A 17876-nucleotide genomic window follows, 5' to 3' on the forward strand; every position below is an offset into this window, starting at 1 on the left:
CTTTCCTCATCTGGCCTGCACGATATTTAGCGCCTTGCGCAAAATAAACGGACAAACAATTAAAAACGCATATTCCGGGCTAAATATTGAACCGGTGAAAAACAATGATACTGGCGTAAAAAGATACAATTGAACGCCATAGTTTTGGTTATTACCAAACGCCTGCATCGCCATTTTTGCAACTTTGAATAAATACCATAACGTCAGAAATACGGCGATCCATGAAAAATAAATAATTAACAGATACAGGCCATTGTCTATTGTTTTTCCGACGTCCGCACCGTTAAAGATTCCGAATGATGCGACATATTCATAAAGTGAGCCGAATCTGACAACACCGTCAATACTGGTTAATGAATGGCCAACCATTACCAGCGGTCCTACGATACGATAATAGGATGACGTTCCTTCGGTTCCCAGTTCTCCCAGACGCTCAGCGATATACGGCATCGCGAAAAATACGCCAACCAGGAAAAAGGCCAGCGAGATAATCGCCAGCGGTAGCCGTTTTCTGATTGCCTCTTTATTCAAATACTGAAAGGCCCATTCCAGCAGATAGAAAAGAATAAAGGTCATTACCCCCGAAAACGAACCTGAAAGCACTATCCCTGCGAGGATCATACCATCGGTCTTTGGTGTTTTGATACCAAACTGTTTGATGCTGAGCCAAATTGAGATTAGTGCCAGAGCGAAAAACGCCGGTTCAAAATAAAGTGCGGTAGTACGTTTTCCGCCATATTTGATAAAATTCAATACATAGCTGTTACTGTAAATAAGATATTTCGAAATTATTTCAATTAAACTACTGCCACCGCTGAGAATAATCTGCGCCATTTCGATGGCCGCCAGCATTACCACCAGCGTAACGACTATGTAGAAGAAGCGCAGGATCTTGCGATGGTTATGCGGAGAAATGGTTTTAAAGCGGATACTCCACACCATTCCAATGATAATCACGATATAAACGAACAGCATGGTCGAGGTGACATATTTGCTGGCGTCAAGCGACTGACCAAACAGAAAGTTGTAGAGCGTCAACCCGGCTCCAGCCCCCAGCGCAATCATCAGTTTTTTGAGGCTGATTTTGTCAATAAAGAGCAGCAACAGCAGCGGCAGAAAGGTCACGATAGTGACCGGAAAGCTTTCTCCCAACTGGACAATTTTGACGTTGACCAGCAGGTAGATCAGCGGCAGCAGCAGATAGCTACAGATTCTGATAGAACGAGACATATTCCTCCAGCATCTGTTGTCCGCTATAGGCCACGCGGCTGCGTTGATGAAACGCCGCGTGGGTGGTATTGAAAACCGCCCGGGCGATTGCCTCTCTTCCCTGCTGTACCAGCGTTAAAATGTCATCATCATCAAGCGTCACGCCGCCGGATTTATGCAGCACTTCCTGCGCCGCCTCACTGTGGGTGGCGATGACCGGTACGCCAATCGACAACGCCTCGCAGAGGATCAGCGGATAGTTATCCACCCTGGAGGTAAACAGCAGCGCATCCATCTGATTCAGGTCGGTCATGAGCTGGCGCTTGTCGGTCAGAAAGCCGTGATTCACCACGTTATTTCCCTCGAAAGGAGAGAATTTACCGAAAGTATGCACTTCAACCGCCTCGCCCAGGGCGATCACATCGCGCACCAGTTGTTGATTCGTTTTACCGTCGTAGCGCAGGTCGTGCGCCACCACCGCAATTTTGGGTGTTCCGGCCGGGGCGACCGGCGCCAGACCCGCCAGAATGGTTTCGGTGGCAACGTCAATACCATTATTTATGATCAGGCAGCGTCCTTTGCCATACAGGGTGTTAAACGCGTCGGCAACGTGCTGACTCGGCGAAATAAACTGGCAGCCGAGGGCCAGCATTTCGTGGATCAGCAGACGCTTTTTATCCACCAGTTGATGAGCACGATCGACCTTGACCGGCGGGTAATTGGCAAGCGTTGGGCACTGTTTGCAGCCGGATTTCCAGCCATCGCAACCGTCAAGAAACGCGCAGCGTCCGGTGACGCTCCAGTGATCGTGCAGCGTCCAGACCAGTCTGACGTCATGCTTGTGCGCTTTTACCCGCTGGCAAAAATCCACCAGCCGATCAAAGTTCAGCCAGTAGCTGTGTACCACGTGAAAATGCAGCACCACTGGCCCCTCAGTACGGGTGACGGTGCGATACAAATTATCCAGATTGCCAAACACATCACGATTGAACAGGCGAAACAGCGCCAGATTCGCCATAGAGGTCAGGCGTGGCGTATGGCGAATGACATTCGGGTAAGCATCGTGACTGACGCTCTTTTTGCCGCCCTTGCCGTAGCCATAGACGAAACGCGAATACAGCCCCTGTTGCAGCGCACGCTGATGGAGATCCAGCGCGACCCCTGCCGCCCCGCCCTCAGCGAGGCGAACGTTAAATTGCAGAATATTCATTGGCTCACCTTTATGCGCGCTTTCTCACCGACAACCAGGGCATTATCCGGTACGCTGTCAAGCACCACGCTACCCGCGCCCACTTTGACGTTATTGCCGATGGTGATATCGCCGGTAATGATGACGTTCGCGCCCAGCTCAACACCATTGCCAATCACCGGACAGGCGAGATTTTCCGCGCCACGATTGCCAATAGTCACGCCGTGGCGCAGGGTGAAATCATCACCGGCAATGACGTTTTTGTTTATCACCACCGCGTAGCCATGATGAATAGTGAAGCGCCGGCCAATCGTCGCCCCCGCCTGAATTTCATAGCCGAACAGACATTCGGTCAGGAAACGATAAAGCACCAGCACCGGCGCGGCCCACAGATTGTTGAGCACGTTTTTTTTGCGCCACACCGAGCAGAAATGGGCGATGCGGTAGGCCACCACCATGCAGCACGGACGCAGGCTCCAGCTATTCGCGCGTAAATCTTCCAGCAGCATTACTTCCCCCGCAGGCCGTCGGCCAGACGTTTACCGTTGCGCACGGAAATCAGCGTCAGCAGCGTGCGCCAGTTCATGCGTTTATTACGGATCTGATAGAGCGTAAAGAGCTGATATTTTTTGCTGGCGCGGTCGAATTTGTCTTTGTGCTTGCGGTAAAACTGGAAATAGCCGGAGAATTTTTTCGGCGATGAGGTGATGCGCATTTCGCCGTGATTAACGTGCAGAATTTGCGTCGCCTCTTCCACTTTCCACGGCTCGCCGTATTCCACCACCATACGCAGGAACATATCGTGGTCCTGCGCTGCCTTCAGATTGATATCAAACAGGCTCTCTTTAAAGCGCTGAGCGTAGCTGAACACCTGATTGCCAATAATATTGCGCTTATAGAAGCGCTTGCGCGTATAGGGCGACTTTGGATACAGCGGCAGGCTGGCAGGTTGAGAGTAAACCTCGCCTTCGCACACGTAGTCATTGGCGTACAGAAACGCGTGGGTGACCAGTTGATGCTGATGTTCAAGAAACAAAGAGAGGCGATTCGGCGTCCATTCGTCGTCGTCATCAATACCGGTAAGAAAACGCCCTGTTGCCTGCCGAATGGCCTGATTGCGCACCGCGCAGGCTCCGGAGTTAAACTCGTTATGAATATACTTCACGCGCGGATCGTTCAGTTCAGCGACAAATTGTTGTAGTTGTTCGAAGCTGGCGGAACAGTCGTCAACAATAAACATTTCCCAGTGCGGATAATCCTGACGCAGCACCGATTTTATCGCGCGGATCGCCAGTTGCTGCCGATTCCAGGTTGGCATATAGATGGAGATCAGGGGGGGATTTGTTGTGCTCATTTTCCATTCTCCGAAGGATTTTTTCCTCTCCCGGCGGGAGAGGATCGCAGTAAGGCGTTACTTAGCATCAGATTTGTATTCGTACTCGTAGTAGCCGTAATCCTGATAGCCCGTCGCCCGGCGGAAGATGGAGTTCAGGACCACGCCTTTCACCGGAATACCGTTTTGTTCAAAGCGGCTGATACTGGTTTCAACTTCGCGCAGAGTATTCACCGCATAACGCACCACCATCAGCGTGGTACCGGCATAGCGTGCTACCACGGCGGCATCGGTGACGGCGAGAATTGGCGGAGTATCAATTAACACCAGGTCATAGTTTTTGCTGGCCCAGCTAATCAATTCACCAAAACGATCGCTCATCAGCAGCTCTGACGGGTTTGGCGGCACCTGACCGCGCGGGACGAGGTCAAAATTGGTGATCGAGGTGGGTCGGGCGCAGGAAGCAATCTCGCCTTTTTCGATCAGGATGTCCGACAGGCCGTTAACATTGGTGGTGCCCATCAGTTCATGGGTATAACCCTTACGCATATCACAGTCGATCAGCAGCACGCGTTTATTGGTCTGGCTGATCACCGCCGCCAGGTTGGCACAGACAAAGGTTTTACCAATTGACGGGCTGACGCCGGTCATCATCACCACGTTATTGCTGGCCTGCATCATGGCAAAGTGCAGGCTGGTGCGCAGGCTACGAATGGCTTCGATTGCCAGGTCGGTCGGGTTGCCTACGGCCAGAAGCTGACTCTGCTTATAGCGCTTCACGCCTTTGGAGGTGGTCACACGGTCGCGCGTTTTCTGCCATTCCGAGAGCGGGATGCTGGCGTAAACGCTAATGCCACGTTCTTCCAGGACCTGAGGACTTTCCACACCGCGTCGCAGCAGGGAGAACAGCAGTACGCCGACAATAGAGGCGATCAGCCCGAACAGGATACTGCCGAGGATAATCAGCCCTTTCTTCGGTTTCAGCACGCCAGGTTGAGTGATGGCGTCATCGACGATCCGCACATCGCCAACGGTACTGGCTTCGTTGATTTTCAGTTCCTGTTGCTTGTTCAGCAGTTGCATGTAGACCTGCTGACCGGATTCCACATCACGGGTCAGTCGCAGGATCTCCTGCTGAGTTTTCGGCATCGCCGTCACGCGTTTGTTAAGCTGCGCCTTTTCCTGCTCAAGCGCCTGACGTTTTTCCATCAGCGTGCGGTAAGCCGGGTGACGTTTGGTGTAGAGCTTGGAGATTTCGGCTTCTTTGAAGGTCAGTTCGTTAAGCTGGGCATCAATGTTAACCATCGAATCCAGCACCGATTTCGCCTCCAGCGGCAAATCGACCGAATCTTTCGTCTGGCGGAAAGCGTTGAGTTTATTCTCCGCCACGTCCAGGTTGGCACGCACTTCCGGTAGCTGTTTCTTAAGGAAGGCAAGGCTTTTCGACGCTTCTTCCGATTTGCGCGCCACGTTTTGTTTTACGTAATTCTGGGTAATGCTGTTCAGGATGTTGCGGATCTGCTCGCGGTCTTCACCGGTATAGGTCAGGGTGAGTACGCCGGTATCCTTTCCGTCTTCGGTCACGGTCAGGTTATTTTGCAGCGTATTGATCATGCCGAGCGTGGAAAATTTGGTGACCGTAAATTCGGTATCAGGACGCGCATGAATGGCGTCGACCATCAGTTTCACGCCATCCTGCTCCAGCAGTTTCCCCACCTGGCCGTCAGCACTGACGCCACCGTCGCTGGTCAGGCGATAGTGCTGCTTGTCCAGCACTTCCAGCGTAAAGACGTCCTGCCCCATTCCCTTCGGCAAGGTAAAGGTCGTGACGTTAACCGTCTCATTCTGGCGGCCCATCAGGCGTTCCCAGCCATCGCCGATCAGCGGCAGGGTATTTTTGGTAACGGCAATATCGAGGTCCAGATCGTCCACCGTCTGCCCCAGTACCAGACGCGACTGCACCAGCTTAATTTCCGCTTCTGAGGCGGGCGGCTTGTTGGTCAACGCGCTGTTAATATCCTGCACCAGCGCGCTACCCTGGTTTTGCTCAATACGCACCAGCGCATCGGCACTGTAAATCGGCGTGGCAAATAAGGTGTAAATAATGGCGATCAGCGCAAACAGCGCCGTAACGCCGAGCACCCACCATTTCGCCTCAATGACAGTGCCAACGAGGCGGCCAATATCGATTTCATCGCTGCCCGCACCGGAGGCGGCAGAAGGTTGTACTTTATCAGTCATTGTTATCCCTGCTGAACGTTCAGTGCCTGCGCCCACTGGCGGGCAGATTGATCGAGTAAGGCATACACCGCATCAAACGCATCGCGGCTTTTGCGGTACGGGTCGGGGATTTCACGCTCGCTATCCCAGTGACCAAACAGCATCACTTTGCCGCGCATTTCCGGAACGATTTCACACAGTGCGGCGATATGCTTTTTCTCCATCACGAGGATCAGGTCGTGCCCCTGGCACATGCGCCGGGTGATCTGCCGGGCGATATGCCCGTCCAGCGAAAGCTGATGTGTCCCGGCTGCGCTGACCGCACTGTCATCGGCCCCCTTCCCCACCAGCGCGCCGAGACCGGCGGAGGTCACGGTAAGCTGGGGGGAATAGTGCCGGAGCAGGCGCTCAGCCGTGGGGGAACGGCAAATGTTCCCCACACAAACCACTAAGATTTTGTTAAACATCACGCGTTACCAGTTATGAAGGTCGGTCGCCGTATCGGTCATGTAGCGCACGCCACTGATCGTTGGCAGCAACTGGCTCACCAGACGGTTCCAGCGGGCTACCGGTGCGGTCGTGACGTACACCACGTCATACGGCTGGAGGCGGAAGTTGGTCGCCATGACCAGTGAGGTGGCATCCGACATATTGAGCTGATAAATATTGGCAATTTTGCCACGCGCGGTGCCTTCGCCTTTCAGCGGACGGATCACGAAGATGCCGCTGGCGTTGGAGGTGGTCAGGTCGATACCTTCCGCCTGTCCCAGCGCTTCGGTCAGGGTCATGCCGCTGAAGTCCATTTTGAGCGTGCTCTGTTTTTTCACTTCACCCATGACGAACACTTTCAGATCGTCATTGCGCGGTACAAACAGAATATCGCCAGGATACAGCAGGCGGTTCTGGCTCAGATCGCCATTCTGCATGAGTGCCTGCAAAGAAATGCGCTGCTCTTTGCCATTGTGGGTCAGGATCACGTTGCGCCAGTCTGCGGAGTCCGTCAGGCCACCGGCGGTGTTAATGGCGTCAAGAATGGTCAGTGGAACGTTGGTAATCGCCTGCTGGCCGGATTTATTAACCTGTCCGGAGATATAGGCTTTTTGCGAGCGGAAGGCGGCAATATTCACGTCCACCTGTGGGTCGGTAATATAGCTCGCCAGCCGGTTAGAGATATCTGCGCGAATTTCGGCCAGCGTTTTACCGCCCACTTTGATTCTGCCGACATAAGGGTAAAAAATGGTGCCATCAGGTTGTACCCAGTTCCCGGAATCGCTGGAGCTGCGGTACTGGCCCGCCGGGGTAGTCAGTTCAGGATGATCCCAGACGGTGACGTTAAGCACGTCGCCCGGCCCGATGCGGTACTGATAATTGCTTAGCTCCTGATCCAGCGACATATTGGGCTGCGCCACATTAGGACGTGGGCGTAATTGCTCAATCAGTCGGGGCGTCAGCGGATAAACATTCACCATTCGATCGAGATCGAAATCAGCGTCCTGTTGTTTCACCACATCCTTGCCCATGGTCGACATATTACTGCCGGGAAAGACGGTACAACCGCTAAGCAGAATTGCAGACACCAATAATGGCATCAATTTTAGTTTGGATTTCATCATTGATTAATTATCACTTTGGCAGAGTAATTATCCTGTGCGATTTAAATAAACAGGGACTGAGAGAGCTAAAAGAATGCCGGGAAACATAAAAAAGTTAACTGGCATATATCCGAAAAAAAAGTTTATTCATCCGCAGGCTATTGACAGAATTGTCGAGGTTAATTGGCTGGCTTTCCGGCACGCTACCGCCCCTGGCTTTCAGTTACCAATTCACTATCGAATCATTCAGTTACAGGCACCACTCCGCATAAACGGCTATCACGGAAATTATTTAAGATGCAGAAAGAGAAACGATTACTCCCCAGGGGGAATAACCTTTTCAGATGACCAAAAATGAATCTCCTCGTTTATGCAGGAAGAATTGTTGCAGCTAAGCTAAATGCTGGCAAGGCGCTAATACTGACCATCCAGACTTTTAAGAATAATATTAAGCGCAAACTTTTAACGTTTTAGGAATTTATTGATATTGACATTAAGCTGCAAACTTGAATGCGAAATCACAATTAAGATAAAGTCTGAAAACAAATTAAGCTATTGCAAATAAAAATAAAGTGCTATTTCGTACAGTTAATGCGTTACTGCCAGGATAAATCTCAGCAATTTATTGCATTTTGTCGTCGCTTTATCCATGATCAATTACTGACAAATGTCATGCTACTTAAGGTATTGCTTCAATATGGAATGGATTGCCGATCCTTCAATCTGGGCCGGTCTGGTGACGCTGGTGGTCATCGAACTGGTTCTTGGCATCGATAACCTGGTGTTTATCGCTATTCTGGCTGACAAATTGCCCCCCGCAGAGCGTGACCGCGCCAGAGTCACCGGTTTGTTGATGGCAATGGTGATGCGTCTGGTGCTGCTCGCCTCTATCTCCTGGCTGGTCACATTGACGCAACCCCTTTTCAGCATTCGCAGCTTTAGTTTCAGCGCCCGCGATCTGATTATGCTGGTGGGCGGTCTGTTTTTGCTGTTTAAAGCCACCGTTGAGTTAAACGAACGGCTGGAAGGTAAAGACAGTGAAAACCCGACCCAGCGCCGCGGGGCGAAATTCTGGGCGGTCGTGGCGCAGATTGTCATTCTGGATGCGGTGTTCTCGCTGGATTCGGTGATCACCGCAGTCGGGATGGTTGACCATCTGGCGGTGATGATGGCCGCCGTGATTATCGCCATTAGCGTGATGCTGCTGGCCAGTAAGGCGCTGACCCGCTTTGTGAACAATCATCCGACGATTGTGATCCTCTGTCTGAGCTTCCTGCTGATGATCGGCTTTAGCCTGATTGCCGATGGCTTTGGCTACCATATTCCGAAGGGGTATCTGTACGCCGCGATTGGCTTCTCGGTGATCATTGAATCGCTCAATCAACTGGCGAACTTCAACCGCCGTCGCTTTCTGTCGGCCAATCAGACGCTGCGCCAGCGCACCACCGAGGCGGTAATGCGTTTGTTGAGCGGTCGAAAAGAGGATGCCGAGCTGGACGCGCAAACGGCATCGATGCTTGCCGATCATGATAACCGACAGATTTTTAATCCGCAGGAGCGGCTGATGATTGAGCGGGTGCTGAATCTGAATCAGCGCACGGTCAGCAGCATTATGACCTCCCGCCATGATATTGAGCATATCGATCTTAGCGCTCCCGAAGAGGAGGTCCGCGCCCTGCTGGATAAGAATCAGCATACCCGACTGGTGATCACCGGTGGCGATGCGGAGGAAGATTTGCTGGGGGTGGTGCATATTCTGGATTTACTTCAGCAGTCGTTGAACGGCGAAGCGTTAAATCTGCGCGTGCTGGTGCGTCAGCCGCTGGTGTTCCCTGAAGGGTTGCCGCTGCTTTCCGCGCTGGAGCAGTTCCGTAATGCGCGTACCCATTTTGCCTTTGTGGTGGATGAGTTTGGTTCGGTTGAAGGTGTGGTCACGCTCAGCGACGTGATGGAGACCATCGCCGGGAATTTGCCCAATGAAGTGGAAGAGATCGACGCCCGTCATGATATTCAGAAAGACGCCGACGGCGGCTGGACGGCAAACGGTCATATGCCGCTGGAAGATTTGGTCCAGTATGTGCCATTGCCGCTGGACGAGCGTCGGGAGTACCACACCATTGCCGGTTTGTTGATGGAGTACTTGCAGCGCGTGCCTGAGGCTGGTGAAGAAGTGGTTGTCGGCGGCTATACGTTGAAGACGCTTCAGGTCGAGAGCCACCGCGTGCAGAAGGTAAAAATTATTCCGCCAGTGGATGAGGATTTATCAGATTACGAGGTGTGAGACGTTGGGATAACGTGGGGGTAATGGCGCTGCGGCTGGTGTCGGGAGAAGCGCTCTGCCTCCAATGCCGGATGGCGGCTTCGCCTTATCCGGCCTACAAATCGGCAAACCACCAAAGCAAGCCGTATCCCTCCAACCAGCCACATCGTAGGCCCGGTAAGCGCAGCGCCACCGGGCATTACACCACAGCCCCATCCCTGTAGGCCCGGTAAGCGCAGCGCCACCGGGCATTACCGGTAAAGCGCCGCGCCCGGCCCTACTTCTTGTCCATCAGCTTTTTCACGTCCTGCGCGTCGCGGCTGTCTTTGTTACGCTCAACCCAGTCGTTAATCCGCCGTTTGGCTTCATCCTGAAGATATTTACGCAACGTCTGATCCAGTTGCAGGCTGTAATTAAGCGCCTGCCATTTGCCGTAGACGCGTAGCGGAATGGCGGTATTTTTCAGCATGGCGATCAGCTCAGCATCGCCCTTCCAGCCGTCAAGGACGCGCACATTAAACAGCATATCCCCCTGCTGGCGGGCCAGATCCAGTGCGCCTTTACCGTCAAGCGCCAGCAACGGCGAACTGCCGGAGATATTTTCCAGGGTCACCTTACCATTCTTAAGTGACATATTACTGGTCAGCAAATCCAGCCGCGTGGCATTTTCATAACTTTCCTGCGCCCTGACGTTGGTACTGCGTTCCACCGCCTGCTGCACAAGCTGCTGGAAGTTAAGCCCTTCAGAGCGCACGTCGGCGATGCGGATTTGCGCCTCGCCCTGCCAGTCTTCACGGAACGCCTGAGCGTCAACTTTATGGCCGGAGAACTCGCCGCTAAGATTCGTTTTCCCGGTCAGCGCAATAGGGTAATCGAACGCTTTCAGAATGGTGCCAATTTCAATATTCTCAAGCTGCGGCCTGAACATGGCGACCGGGTTGGCCGTTCGCGCGTCCAGCGAGCCGGGAAGCGAAATATGGCCGCTACCCAGATTCCCCTGCAATTCATTGAACTTAAGCAGCCCGCCCTGATTTGTCACCTGGGTACTTACCTGAGAAAACGGCATACCGCGCCACTGAAGCTGTTTGGCTTTGAGCACCAGTTGAGCATCAAACCCGGCCAGATCGCGATAATCAGCGACATCGCCATCAGCAGCAATCACCGGACGCGGCTGACTCTTCTGACTTTGTCCCTGCTGGCTCACGGAAGTCCCGGCGGCGGAGTCGTCGCGGAGCAGCAGGTTATCAAGGTTGAGTTTGTCGAACTGGAGATTAAGCGACCATTGTGGCCGGTCGGCCAGTACCACGCTCCCTTCCCCTTTCAGCACGCTATCGCTGGCCGTAAGGTTAAGCTGGCTAAAGGCGATTTTTTTCTGCTCTTCCTGCCACTGCGCGCGCAGGCTCGCTTGCCCACCGATGCCCTGAGCAGGCAGATCCGCCCCCTGAAGCTGCCAGTCCAGTTGATTGATGGTCGCGGTTAACAAATGGGGATAATCCCCCGCATCCACCTGCGCTTTCAGCGACAGCGCCAACTCACGCTGGTTACGCGTGATGTTGCCAGAGAAATCCACATCGGCCTGATGTTGTTTATTCTGCTGCATCTTCAGGCGGATATTACGCACGGTGACCTGCTCATCGCTATCGTGCTGGAACACCAGCACGCTATCTGCAACCTGCAGACCAGCGATGTCAAATGACCAGCCGCGATCTTCCGCCACCTGTGGCAGGGTATTCTCTTTCGGCGCTACGGGGGCGTCATTTTCGCGCACCGCCTCGGTTTGCGGCGTGAGCTGGATCACCGAGCCTTTCAGCATCACCTGCTTCACCTGCAACTGATGAGAAAGCAACGGCAGCAGCGAGACGTCGAGGCGCATGTTATCAGCAACGATCAGCGGCTGGCTTGCCCCCGGCGCGGTCAGGGTCATTCTTCCGGAGATAATGCTCAGTTGCGGCCAGACGTGCCAGCGTAACGGGCCGTCCAGCTTAAGCTGATAGCCGCTACGCTCAGCAACCTGACGCACCATATAGGCGCGGAAGTCGTTCGGATTAACCAACATCACCAACGCGGAAAGGCCGGCGACCAGCACCACCAGCAGGATCATCAGCGTCGTCAGAATTCGTCTCATGGCTTCCTCAGTAACAACGCAACTCAGTCTTTATCAATACGGCTGGCGACAGCGCCCTGCTGATCGCGATATTTCGCATCTTCACGGCGGTTGTAAGGACGTGCTGCCGGGCCGGAAAGCGGCTCAAAGCTCAGGGCGCCGATCAACATACCAGGACGCAGCGCCAGCGGCAGCTTACCGGAATTATAGAACTCCAGCACGATACAGCCCGACCAGCCCGGATCGATGCGATGTGCGGTCACGTGGACCATCAGCCCGAGGCGCGCCAACGAAGAACGCCCGTCCAGCCAGCCCACCAGATCGGCGGGCAACGTGACGGATTCCAGCGTGACTGCCAGCGCCAGCTCGCCTGGATGCAAATAAAACGCATCGCCTTCAGCCAGCACGATTTCATCGCTCATGACGCGATCGAGAGCCGCGCTCACTTCCGCTTTTGGGCCGCTGAGGTCGATAAATGCGGCAGTGTGCCCGCTAAAGGTACGGAATTTATTGCCGAGGCGAACGTCCACCGTCGCGCCGTTAATTCGCTCCACAGGAGGACGAGGATTAATCGACAGGCGGCCTTCATCCAGCCAGGCTTCAATATCTCGGTCACACAGACGCATGCGCTTTCTCCTTTCGTGGCGCGTGCCCTTTATGCCAGCGGGCATAAAGGGTTAACAGATTCTCTCTGCACGTTACACAATTCGCGTGATTTATTCAAAAAACTGACTAATTTTGGCTTTCAGGATATCAATAGCAATCCGGTTTTTGCCGCCACGCGGCACAATAATGTCAGCGTACTGTTTCGACGGTTCGATAAATTGCAGAAACATCGGACGCACGGTTTTCTGATACTGCGCCATGACTGAATCCATAGAACGGCCACGTTCGTTAACGTCGCGCTTAATGCGGCGCATCAGACAGATATCCAGCGGCGTGTCGACAAAAATCGAGAAGTTCATCGCTTCGCGCAGGCGGGCGTCGGTTAATAACAGAATGCCCTCCAGAATGATCACTTTCTTCGGCTCGACGCGGATCGTTTCCGGGGTGCGGGTATGTTCAACGTAGCTATATACCGGCAGCTCAATCGGAATGCCGCGTTTTAAGGATTGTAAATGCTGAAACAGTAAACTGTGATCCATCGCGCTGGGATGGTCGTAGTTGGTTTTTACGCGCTCTTCCATCAGCAGATGGCTTTGGTCTTTGTAGTAGCTGTCTTCCGGAATAACGCCGATATGCTCATCACCAACCTGTTCACGTAACTCGCGGTACAGCGTGCTGGCGATAAGACTTTTACCTGAAGCCGATGCGCCTGCGATGCCTATGATGACGCACTGATGAGACTTATCAGTCATAAATTTAGCGACCTGATTAACCTGGATGTAAGGGAGGGCGACGCCGAAGCGCCAAACGCGGCAATTATAGGGATTTGTGCGTGATGATACCAGTCGAATGCGCGTAATGGTTTCAGACTCTACTCAAGGACGGATAACGTCCCTTTAGTAAAATTTTTATGCTTAATTTTGATGCAGTTTCGTCTTTTTTTAACCAGACTCATTAATTAATATCTTTATGATGTCAAATTATGACCAGTCACCATAGGAATTGTAAATTGTTTGTACTAGCATAATCCCAATTTGACATCTTAACGTCCGGGCTTGCTCCTGGCGCAGAGCCTGGCGGATAGAATGGTAATGAAGAAACCGTACCAGCGAGTATTGATCACACCCACGCATCCACTCATGCGTTTTATCAGCCTGGGGCTGTTGACCTTCATCTTTACCCTCTTTTCGCTTGAACTGACCCGTTTTGGCACGCTTATCGCCCCGCTGTGGTTCCCGACGGCGATTATGATGGTCGCCTTTTACCGCCACGCCGGTAAAGTCTGGCCGGGGATTGCAGTAGCCTGTTCGCTTGGCAGTATTAGCGCCTCGCTTATCGTCAACCCGCTACATGCAATCAACCTGTGGTATACCTGCATTAATATTATTGAAGCCGTTGTCGGCGCGTTGCTGCTGCGCAAACTGTTGCCGCAATATAACCCGCTAAAGGGCCTCGCCGACTGGGTTCGGCTGGCGATTGGCAGCGCGATTATCCCACCACTGGTAGGCGGTCTGCTGATCCTGCCACTGGCGAACGGCGGTGATACGCTGCAAATTTTCCTCGTCTGGGTGCTGTCCGAAACCATCGCCGCGCTGGCGCTGGTGCCGCTGGGACTGCTGTATAAGCCGCATTATTTGTTGCGCCATCGGGAACCGCGCCTGTTGATTGAGACGCTAATCACCCTCGCCGTAACGCTGGCGCTCAGCGCGGGCGCCATGCTGTATCTGCCGTGGCCCTTTACCTGTATCATCGTGCTGCTGATGTGGAGCGCGGTACGCTTACCACGCATGGAAGCATTTCTTATTTTCCTGCTGACGGTGATGCTGGTTTCATTGATGCTGGCCACCAATCCACGTGATTTGACCGCCACGCACATCGCTGCCATGACCAACGCCCCCTGGCTCCCCTTCCTGATGATGATCCTGCCCGCCAATATCATGACGATGGTGATGTATGCGTTTCGCGCCGAGCGTAAGCACATTACCGAAAGCGAAGAGCGTTTTCGTAATGCGATGGAATATTCCGCCATCGGCATGGCGCTGGTGGGAACGGAGGGACAGTGGTTACAGGTCAATAAAGCGCTATGCCATTTCCTCGGCTATAGCCAGGAGGAACTGCGCAGCCTCACCTTTCAGCAACTGACCTGGCCGGAAGATCTTCATTCTGACCTCGACCAGCTCAATATGCTGGTACGCGGTGAAATTAACAGTTACTCGCTGGAAAAACGTTATTACACCCGCAAAGGCGACGTAGTCTGGGCACTGCTGGCCGTCTCGCTGGTGCGCCACGCTGACGGTACGCCGCTTTATTTTATTTCGCAGATCGAAGATATCACCGACCTTAAAAATACCGAATGGGTCAACAAGCGGCTGATGGAACGCATTACCCTCGCCAACGAAGCGGGTGGCATCGGCATCTGGGAGTGGGAGCTGAAGGCTGATGTCATTAGCTGGGATCAGCGGATGTTTGAACTGTATGAGATCCCACCCAATACCAAACCGACCTGGCAACTGTGGTATCAGAGCTTACTTCCCGAGGATCGCGACAGTGCCTCTACAACGGTTCGTGACGCACTTCATAACCGCGCACCGTTTAAACTCGAATTCCGTATTCAGGTGAAAGAAGGCGTGCGCCATATCCGCTCTCTGGCAAGCCGGGTGCTGAATAAACAGGGCGAAGTGGAACGGCTGCTGGGGGTCAATATGGACATGACCGAAGTCAAACAGCTCAATGAAGCACTGTTTCAGGAGAAAGAACGTCTGCATATCACCCTGGATTCCATCGGTGAAGCGGTGGTGTGTACAGATGATAATATGCGGGTGACGTTTATGAACCCGGTCGCCGAGAAGATGAGCGGCTGGACACAGCAACAGGCGATAGGCCAGTTGCTGCTTCAGGTGCTGCAGATCACCTTTGGTGAGGACGGTCCGCTGATGGAGAATATTCACAGCGGCGATATGTCACGCTCGGCCATTGAGCAGGATCTGGTTTTAAAATGCCGTAACGGCGGCAGTTATGATATTCACTACAGTATTACCCCTCTCAGCACACTTGACGGACATACTATTGGCTCGGTGCTGGTCATCCAGGACGTAACGGAATCGCGAAAAATGCTGCGCCAGCTCAGCTACAGCGCCTCGCACGATGCGCTGACCCATCTGGGAAATCGGGCCAGTTTTGAAAGCCATCTGAAACGCCTGCTGCAAACGGTACAGGAAACGCACCAGCGTCACGTACTGGTGTTTGTCGACCTCGACCGCTTTAAAGCGGTTAATGACACCGCCGGACACGCCGCCGGGGATGCGCTACTGCGCGAACTGTCCTCCCTGATGCTCAGTATGCTGCGCACCAGCGATATCCTCGCTCGTCTGGGCGGCGATGAGTTTGGCCTGCTTTTGCCCGACTGCAATATTGAAAGCGCCCGCTATATTGCCGGGCGCATTATCGAAGCCATCAATGACTATCATTTTATGTGGGAAGGTCGTCTGCACCGCATCGGAGCCAGCGCGGGCATAACGTTAATTGATGAGACCAATCATCAGGCCTCAGAAGTGATGTCGCAAGCCGATATTGCCTGTTACGCCTCGAAGAATAATGGCCGCGGTATCGTCACCGTTTACGAACCACAGCAGGAACAGATACACGGTTCGCGCAGCATGATGCCGCTGGAAGAACAGTGGCAAATGATCAAAGACAACGCGCTGTTGATGATGGCACGCGGCGTCGCCTCCCCGCGCATTCCGGAAACCAGCTATTTCTGGCTGCTTTCGCTGCGTTTATGGACCAGCGAAGGCGAAGTAATTGAAGAACAGGCGTTCCGCGCCGGGCTGTCCGACCCGGAATTACTGCACGCACTGGACCGCCGGATCTTCACTGAATTTTTCGCCCATCACGCGCAGGCCGTCGCCGCGAAAGGACTGAGCATTACTCTGCCACTGTCAACCGCCGGATTAACCAGCATGACGCTGGTCGATGAATTGCTGACAAAACTCAGCCATAGCGCCCTGCCGCCACGCCTGCTGCACCTGGTGATCGACTCGGAAGCGATTATGCGCAACGGCCATCAGATTGAAAACGGGATGAGAAAACTGCGCCAGGCCGGCTGCAAAATAATCCTCAACCATATTAATCAGGACCTGGAACTGTTTAATCGCCTGACGCCACAGATGGCAGATTATATTTTGCTCGATCCTGAACTGGTCGCCAACGTCCAGACTAACCTGTTGGATGAAATGATGGTGACCATTATTCAGGGCCATACCCATCGCCTGGGAATGAAGAGTATCGCCGGGCCGACCAATACGCCGCTGATGATGGATGCGCTCTCTGGCATCGGTATCGACCTGATTTATGGCGATACCATTGCCCAAAATCAGCCGCTGGATCTGCTACTGAAGACCAGCTACTTTGCCATCAATTAACCGGCTGCCAGTCTGCGGTAAACCAGATATGCAGTAGCGCGTAAGAACGCCACGGCTGCCAGCGTTCGGCGTAACGCCGGATTTGCGCAGGGGTCATGCCGTTGAAACGCTGCTTGATGGCATAATCATCCGGTAAAAAAATATCCTGCGCCTGCCAGCCGCGCAGGGCAAAGTAGTTAGCCGTCCAGCGACCGATACCGGGAAAGGTTTGCAGCCGTTTTACGCCCTCCTCCACATCTTCCGGTGCATGGAGCGGAAAGCGACCGTCATGCGTCGCCTGCGCCAGATGGATAAGCGCCAGCGCGCGTTTTAACGGCATTCCCAGCGATTTCAACAACAGTGGATCTGTCGCCGCCAGCGCTTCAGGCGTCGGAAAGGTATAATAACCCGGCGCATCGGCCAGCGGTTCACCGCAGGCCGCCACCACTTTGCCGGTCAGTTTCGCAGCCATGGCGACGCTGACCAGTTGCCCGAGAATCGCGCGCACGCCCTGCTCGAAAGCATCAATCGACCCTGGCAGACGCAGGCCCGGCCTGGCACTGGCGAGATCGCCCAGCGCGGCGGCGATCACCCGCGGATCGCAGCGCAAATCCAGTAGCCGCTCAATGCGCTGTAAACACGGCTCCGCCACCGGCAGCAGCCCTTCGGTCAGATGAACCCTCAGCGTATGCGTTTCCCGCTCCGGCGTTAACGTCATCAAACCGCGATGTCCGTCCAGCAACACGCTGCGGGTATAAATATCCCCGTTAAAGGTCTCAATGCCTTCAACGGCACGGGCGCGTAAAAAAGCCAGCATCCACGGCCAGTCGTAGGGGGGTTGCCAGTGCAGCGTGAACATTTTTTCTCCTCAATAACGCCCATTACTCATCATTAAAATATATATTTTTATAAGAAATATTCCCAATACAAATATCATAAAATTTAACCTTGTCAGCCGTTGCA

Annotated in this window: 13 protein-coding genes; 2 read left to right on the top strand and 11 right to left on the bottom strand. The window is 53.5% G+C overall.

What is annotated here, in order from left to right:
• Window positions 1–6: 6 nt before the first annotated feature.
• From wcaD to ACMGGS_RS21055, 7 genes are read right to left on the bottom strand one after another with little or no spacing between them, the layout of a single operon-like run.
• Window positions 7–1230, bottom strand: a complete 1224-nt coding sequence (gene wcaD / locus ACMGGS_RS21025) for a colanic acid polymerase WcaD (protein WP_414164229.1) — start codon at window positions 1228–1230, stop codon at window positions 7–9.
• Window positions 1205–2419 (bottom strand): colanic acid biosynthesis glycosyltransferase WcaC, encoded by a 1215-nt coding sequence (wcaC, locus tag ACMGGS_RS21030; RefSeq protein ID WP_414164230.1) that lies wholly within the window; start codon window positions 2417–2419, stop codon window positions 1205–1207. The genes wcaD and wcaC overlap by 26 nt, the downstream gene beginning before the upstream one ends.
• Complete coding sequence (wcaB, locus tag ACMGGS_RS21035) at window positions 2416–2904, bottom strand: colanic acid biosynthesis acetyltransferase WcaB (protein ID WP_414166330.1); 489 nt, start codon at window positions 2902–2904, stop codon at window positions 2416–2418. The genes wcaC and wcaB overlap by 4 nt, the downstream gene beginning before the upstream one ends.
• Window positions 2905–2906: 2 nt before the next feature.
• The gene (gene wcaA / locus ACMGGS_RS21040) at window positions 2907–3752 is read right to left on the bottom strand and encodes a colanic acid biosynthesis glycosyltransferase WcaA (protein WP_414164231.1); all 846 of its coding nucleotides are present in this window, start codon (window positions 3750–3752) and stop codon (window positions 2907–2909) included.
• A 57-nt stretch (window positions 3753–3809) separates the two neighbouring features.
• Window positions 3810–5972, bottom strand: a complete 2163-nt coding sequence (gene wzc, locus ACMGGS_RS21045) for a tyrosine-protein kinase Wzc (protein WP_414164232.1) — start codon at window positions 5970–5972, stop codon at window positions 3810–3812.
• Window positions 5973–5974: 2 nt separating this feature from the next.
• Entirely contained in the window at window positions 5975–6418 is a 444-nt protein-coding gene (gene wzb / locus ACMGGS_RS21050) for a low molecular weight protein-tyrosine-phosphatase Wzb (protein ID WP_414164233.1), read from the bottom strand.
• Window positions 6419–6424: 6 nt separating this feature from the next.
• Complete coding sequence (locus ACMGGS_RS21055; protein ID WP_103674195.1) at window positions 6425–7564, bottom strand: polysaccharide export protein; 1140 nt, start codon at window positions 7562–7564, stop codon at window positions 6425–6427.
• Window positions 7565–8240: 676 nt separating this feature from the next.
• Between ACMGGS_RS21055 and ACMGGS_RS21060 the strand changes: the two genes are divergently transcribed.
• The gene (locus tag ACMGGS_RS21060; RefSeq protein ID WP_414164234.1) at window positions 8241–9824 is read left to right on the top strand and encodes a TerC family protein; all 1584 of its coding nucleotides are present in this window, start codon (window positions 8241–8243) and stop codon (window positions 9822–9824) included.
• Between the two features lie 256 nt (window positions 9825–10080).
• On the opposite strand, the gene asmA is transcribed toward ACMGGS_RS21060, so the two are convergent.
• From asmA to udk, 3 genes are all read right to left on the bottom strand, one after another.
• A complete protein-coding gene (gene asmA / locus ACMGGS_RS21065) occupies window positions 10081–11928 on the bottom strand; it encodes an outer membrane assembly protein AsmA (RefSeq protein WP_414164235.1) in 1848 nt (615 codons plus the stop codon).
• 23 nt (window positions 11929–11951) lie between these two features.
• Window positions 11952–12533 carry a dCTP deaminase gene (dcd, locus tag ACMGGS_RS21070; RefSeq protein ID WP_176919127.1) on the bottom strand — a complete coding sequence of 194 codons (582 nt, stop codon included), beginning with the start codon at window positions 12531–12533 and terminating at the stop codon, window positions 11952–11954.
• 90 nt (window positions 12534–12623) lie between these two features.
• Complete coding sequence (gene udk, locus ACMGGS_RS21075) at window positions 12624–13265, bottom strand: uridine kinase (protein WP_194206444.1); 642 nt, start codon at window positions 13263–13265, stop codon at window positions 12624–12626.
• 339 nt (window positions 13266–13604) lie between these two features.
• On the opposite strand from udk, the gene ACMGGS_RS21080 reads away from it, so the two are divergent.
• Entirely contained in the window at window positions 13605–16934 is a 3330-nt protein-coding gene (locus tag ACMGGS_RS21080; protein ID WP_414164236.1) for a diguanylate cyclase, read from the top strand.
• Here the strand turns inward: ACMGGS_RS21080 and alkA are convergent.
• A complete protein-coding gene (alkA, locus tag ACMGGS_RS21085; protein WP_414164237.1) occupies window positions 16927–17772 on the bottom strand; it encodes a DNA-3-methyladenine glycosylase 2 in 846 nt (281 codons plus the stop codon). The two genes, ACMGGS_RS21080 and alkA, sit on opposite strands and share 8 nt — an antisense overlap.
• Window positions 17773–17876: the final 104 nt, after the last annotated feature.

Origin of the sequence: Superficieibacter sp. BNK-5 (assembly GCF_047456055.1) — a bacterium.
In the GTDB taxonomy this organism is placed as follows: domain Bacteria; phylum Pseudomonadota; class Gammaproteobacteria; order Enterobacterales; family Enterobacteriaceae; genus Superficieibacter.